The organism is Mycobacterium sp., assembly GCF_032162105.1.
Classification (GTDB): Bacteria; Actinomycetota; Actinomycetes; order Mycobacteriales; family Mycobacteriaceae; genus Mycobacterium.
In genome coordinates this window covers 1-4400 of record NZ_JAVRPS010000305.1, presented here as the reverse complement: position 1 = coordinate 4400, position 4400 = coordinate 1, and the positions used below count along the sequence as shown (strand labels likewise).

The following is a 4400-nucleotide window of genomic DNA, read 5'->3' as shown; positions in this document are numbered from 1 at the left end:
GGTGATGGGCGCGTTGCCGCAACTGATCCGGGCCATGCCCCAGCCGGTGATCGCGGCCGTCAACGGTGCCTGTGTCGGAGCCGGCCTCGCTCTGTGCCTGGCCGCTGACATCCGCATCTGCTCGACGAAAGCGTCGTTCGGGAATGCGGCCATCCTGCTCGGGCTCTCGGGTGCCGAGATGGGGATGAGCTACCACCTGCCGCGCATCGTCGGCACCAGCGTTGCCGCCGACTGGATGCTCACGGGTCGCATAGTCTCGGCGGACGAGGCGGAACGCCGCGGGTTGGTCAGCGAGATGGTCGAGCCAGACGGACTCCTCGACCGGGCAATCGAATTGGGTTCGCTGATCGCCGGTCTGGCACCACTGGGAGTGCAGCTGACCAAGCGGACCCTGCAGGTGAACACCGATGCTCCCGGCCTGGCAGCGGCGATGGAACTGGAGAACCGCAACCAGGTACTGGCCCACGCGACCGACGAGGCGGCGGCACGCCGACAGAAGTGGTCGGGTTGAGCGGCCGCCGGCTCGGCGTCGACAACCGTTTCAGTCACGGTCTTGCGCTTGCGCGTAGGTAGTTGATTCATTCATGCAGATCGGGCGATACTGCTTGAGGCACCTCAAGATTGGGCGTTTCATCGCTGACTAACGTCACCACGAACGCTCGACCGCAGCGAGGGCCTTGAGTGCACATGCTCAGCCGATTGACCGGCCGTCGCGCGCCGATGGGGCCTGCTAGAACCTCCTTAACAAGGAGGCGCGCGAAACAGGCGGCGGGCTGGGACGACCAGGACGAACTGGCGGACCCCGTAGGCGACCACGCTGACAAACGCGGCGAATGGCTGGCCTTCCGCCAGCCCACGCTGGTCACCGCCCCTCACTCGCAGGCCATCGACCGCTGAGACTCACGGTGACCAGCCTCAACGGCGCTGGAGTTTGGCATTGAGCTGGGCCGGTTGTCCCGCTACAGTCATCCGAACATGCTCTGGCTCAGGCTGTTTCGCTCCCGACTTGGCTCACTTTAGTGCTCAATGCAGCTGCTGATTTCGGCGAGCGCTTCGGCGAGATAATCGGGCAGCGGGTCGGTGACGGGTGCGAGTTTGGTTCTGTCCCAACCTGTTTGAGCGCCGATATGGTGTCGGCGATGACCGGCCCCGGTGACCGACTTAGTTGTTGGTCGGTGGTGGTTGGGGCTGGAATGGTTCATACCACCACCAGTCGGCGCGTTCGCCGGTGGGTCCGGGGCAGGGTGGCACCGCGGGCGGGGGGTGGTTCGGTGGGCGGGCTAGCGATCCTGCGCCAAGTGCTCGGCCGGCGCTGTCGGTGACGGTGAGGTGGTGCGCGGGGCCGGTGATGGTGATGACGCCGCGATGGTGCAGCCGGTGGTGATGGGGGCATACCAACACCAGGTTGGACAGTTCGGTGAGCCCGCCGTCTTCCCAGTGCCGGATGTGGTGTGCGTGTAGACCGCGGGTGGCTTCACAGCCTGGAACCGCGCACGTGCGGTCGCGGTGCTCGAGGGCACGGCGAAGCCGGCGGTTGATCTGGCGCGTCGCTCGGCCCGAACCGATGACTTCGCCGTCGCGTTCGAACCAGGCTTCATAGGTGGCATCGCACATCAGGTATCGGCGTTCGGCCCCCGACAGCACCGGGCCCAGGTGCAGTGAAGCGGCCCGCTCCTTGACGTCTAGATGCATCACGACGGTGGTGTGGTGCCCGTGTGGCCGGCGTGCCACCTCGGCGTCCCATCCGGCCTCGACCAGGCGCATGAACGCCTCGGCGGCGGTAGGCAACGGGCGCCGATGCTCTGGGGCGCCCTCGCCGTTGCCGTTGCCGTTGCCGTCGCCATTGCCGTTGTCGTTGTCGTGTTTCCACTCGGCGTACAGCGCATCACGATGAGACTGCAGTGCCGCGTCGAACTTCGCCGCGTCGTGGTGACCCAGTTTGATCCGCCAGCAGGTGAACTCGTCGTCGGTGGTCTTGGTGATCGAGGGTTGGGGTTCTGGCCGAGGATCGGGTTGCGGTCGCGGTTCCAGTTTGACCGCGGTGCGCAGCTGGTTGACGGTGGCGACCGCGGCCAGCGCCGCGTAGTGCTCATCGGATCCCTCGGCCGCCCGGGCTGCGATGACGCCGACCTGATCCAGTGACAGTCGGCCCTCCCGCATCCCTTGGGCGCAGCGGGGGAATTCTTCGAGCCGGTGCGCGACGGTGGCGATCGTGGTGGCGTTCAGCGATGACGAGCCGGTCTTCCAGGCCACCAACGCCGCGATCGACCGCGCGCCCGTGGCGCCACACAGCTCGTCGCGATCCAGCTCGGCAACGATCTGCACGACGCGCCCATCAATCGCGTTGCGCTGACCAGCCAACTCCGCCAACTCCTCAAAGAGCACCTCAACGCGCTGGTCAGGGCGCACCACCGCGGCGCCAGAGGATGCGGTCGAGGACATGACGCCATCATCGCAGCCGCCTCCGACATTTTCGGGCTGCCCGATCCACCTCCCGCTGGTGCGGGCCCACCACCATCCAGCACCGCCCGATCGGTCGCCAACCACCGAGGCAGCCGCAGCCTGCGACCCGGTTCAGTGCACCCGCCGACCCACCCCGAAACCAGCAGGTCAAACCCTCCCGACTACCCCGAACCGGAAATCGTGAGCCAAGTCAGGTGACAAACTCGGCGAGTGGCTGGCCTTCCGCCAGCCCACGCTGGTCACCGCCCCTCACTCGCAGGCCATCGACCGCTGAGCCTCAAGGTGACCAGTCTCAACCGCGCTGGAGTTTGGCATTGAGCTGGGCCGGTTGTCCGGTTTCAGTCATCCGAACATGCTCTGGCTCAGGCTGTTTCGCTTGCCGGGACTTGCCTGTAGCCGCCTCTGTGTTCTGAACTGATATCGTATAGCATTGTTACGCACCAACTTTCGGCGCGGCACTGACGTTAAGAGTGCAGGTGATAAAGCCGACGGTAGAAACGGTCGACCGCCGGTGTCGGGAGCTGTTGAAGTGCGATTAGTAGCCGAGCATCGGCGCCAATGACGTAACGAGCGGCGGGGCGACGGACTTCGAGAACGTTCGCGATCAACCTTGCTACGCGTGCTGGATCGCCCCTAGGCGACATCATCTTCTTGATTTGCAGGTAGGAATCCGCGTATTCCGTGGTTCGACTCGTTATGCTGCCGGGGCCTTCGGCGTGGACTCCTTCTTCGAAGATGCCCGTTCGGAAGCCCCCCGGTTCGATGACAACGACCTGCACATTTCGTCTCGCCACCTCCATCCTGAGAGCGTCGGACGCGGCTTCGAGCGCATGCTTCGCCGCCACATACCACCCGCTCAACGGCATCGTTATGCAGCCACCTACGGAGGACACATTCACAATTCGTCCTCCTCCGCCAGCGACAATGCCAGGCAACGCCAATCGAGCTAAGCGCATGGGAGCCACGGCCATCGTCTCCAAGGAACGCCTTGCTTCATCATCATCGACATCGGAGATGGCGCCGCTTGAGTTGTACCCCGCGCAGTTGATCAAGCCCCGAAGACGCAGCTCAGACATCACCTGCTCGCATCGATCGCTGTCCGTGACGTCCATTACTACCGTCTCTACCTCGAGACCTGCTTCCGCAGCGGCTTTCGCCACGATCCCGGCCTTTTCCTCCGAGCGAACCGAGCCAATCGACCGCCATCCGCGGCGGGCCAATTCGAGCGCTGTGACCAAACCAATTCCTGAGTTCGCACCCGTAGTCAGGACCGCGTTCTCCCGACTAGGAGTCAATCGCACCTTGGTCACTCTCATCTCCTCAATATCAGCGCCGCGACGAAACGACTGGGCTTACGGGTGACCGGGAGTCATGAGTTGTCCGTCTGAGCAGATGTGAGCCGAGTCGGGTCGGTTGATCGGAACACCGGGGCCAGGGCACGCTTAGGTCCTGGTTGCACCACAGATGGGATTCGCCGGGCGCACGGTGCGGGAGACGCTCCTCCGCGCTGATCGGCTCTTTGTGACCACCTTGAACCTTCCTCCACCAGTCGTCCACATCGGGGTCAACGAGCAGCACTTGTTCCTTGCCACTGCGCACGCCTTGAGCTTGGGTGCCTCAGTAGACGAGTTCGAGCCGCTCGACGGAGCGGATGAAGAACCCGGGTCGATAGACCAGCCGCTCATCAGGGTTCGCTCGCCGGAAGCCGGGGGCGCGTTCGAGAAGATGGGTAAGCGCGATGCGAACTTCGAGGCGGGCGAGGCTCGCTCCAAGGCAGTAGTGCGGACCGAAACTGAATGCGACGTGCGGGTTCGCGTCTCGATCCAAGATCAGCTGATCCGCCCGAGGGAAGACCTCCTCGTCCCGGTCGGCACACCCGATCAGCACGATGACGTTGTCGGACTTCGAGATCGTGAGGCCCGCGATCTCGACGTCCT

4 protein-coding genes are annotated in these 4400 nt (G+C 64.4%); 1 reads left to right on the top strand and 3 read right to left on the bottom strand.

The genetic code is table 11. The features are described 5' to 3' along the window. Window positions 1-511, top strand: a 511-nt coding sequence (locus tag QOC69_RS15730) for an enoyl-CoA hydratase/isomerase family protein (protein ID WP_526441108.1), incomplete at its 5' end; no start/stop codon positions are given. A 650-nt stretch (window positions 512-1161) separates the two neighbouring features. On the opposite strand, the gene QOC69_RS15725 is transcribed toward QOC69_RS15730, so the two are convergent. The 3 genes from QOC69_RS15725 to QOC69_RS15715 form a co-directional block, all read right to left on the bottom strand. Beyond that, window positions 1162-2442, bottom strand: a complete 1281-nt coding sequence (locus QOC69_RS15725; protein ID WP_526441106.1) for an HNH endonuclease signature motif containing protein — start codon at window positions 2440-2442, stop codon at window positions 1162-1164. 485 nt (window positions 2443-2927) lie between these two features. Next, a complete protein-coding gene (locus QOC69_RS15720; protein ID WP_526441104.1) occupies window positions 2928-3773 on the bottom strand; it encodes an SDR family NAD(P)-dependent oxidoreductase in 846 nt (281 codons plus the stop codon). A gap of 307 nt (window positions 3774-4080) precedes the next feature. Further along, window positions 4081-4400 (bottom strand): cytochrome P450 (locus tag QOC69_RS15715; RefSeq protein WP_526441102.1); only part of this gene is annotated, 320 nt, incomplete at its 5' end.

Bases quoted from the DNA above. Each gene is read 5' to 3' on its own strand.
- QOC69_RS15725 (WP_526441106.1), bottom strand. From the start codon at position 2,442: ATGTCCTCGACCGCATCCTCTGGCGCCGCGGTGGTGCGCCCTGACCAG.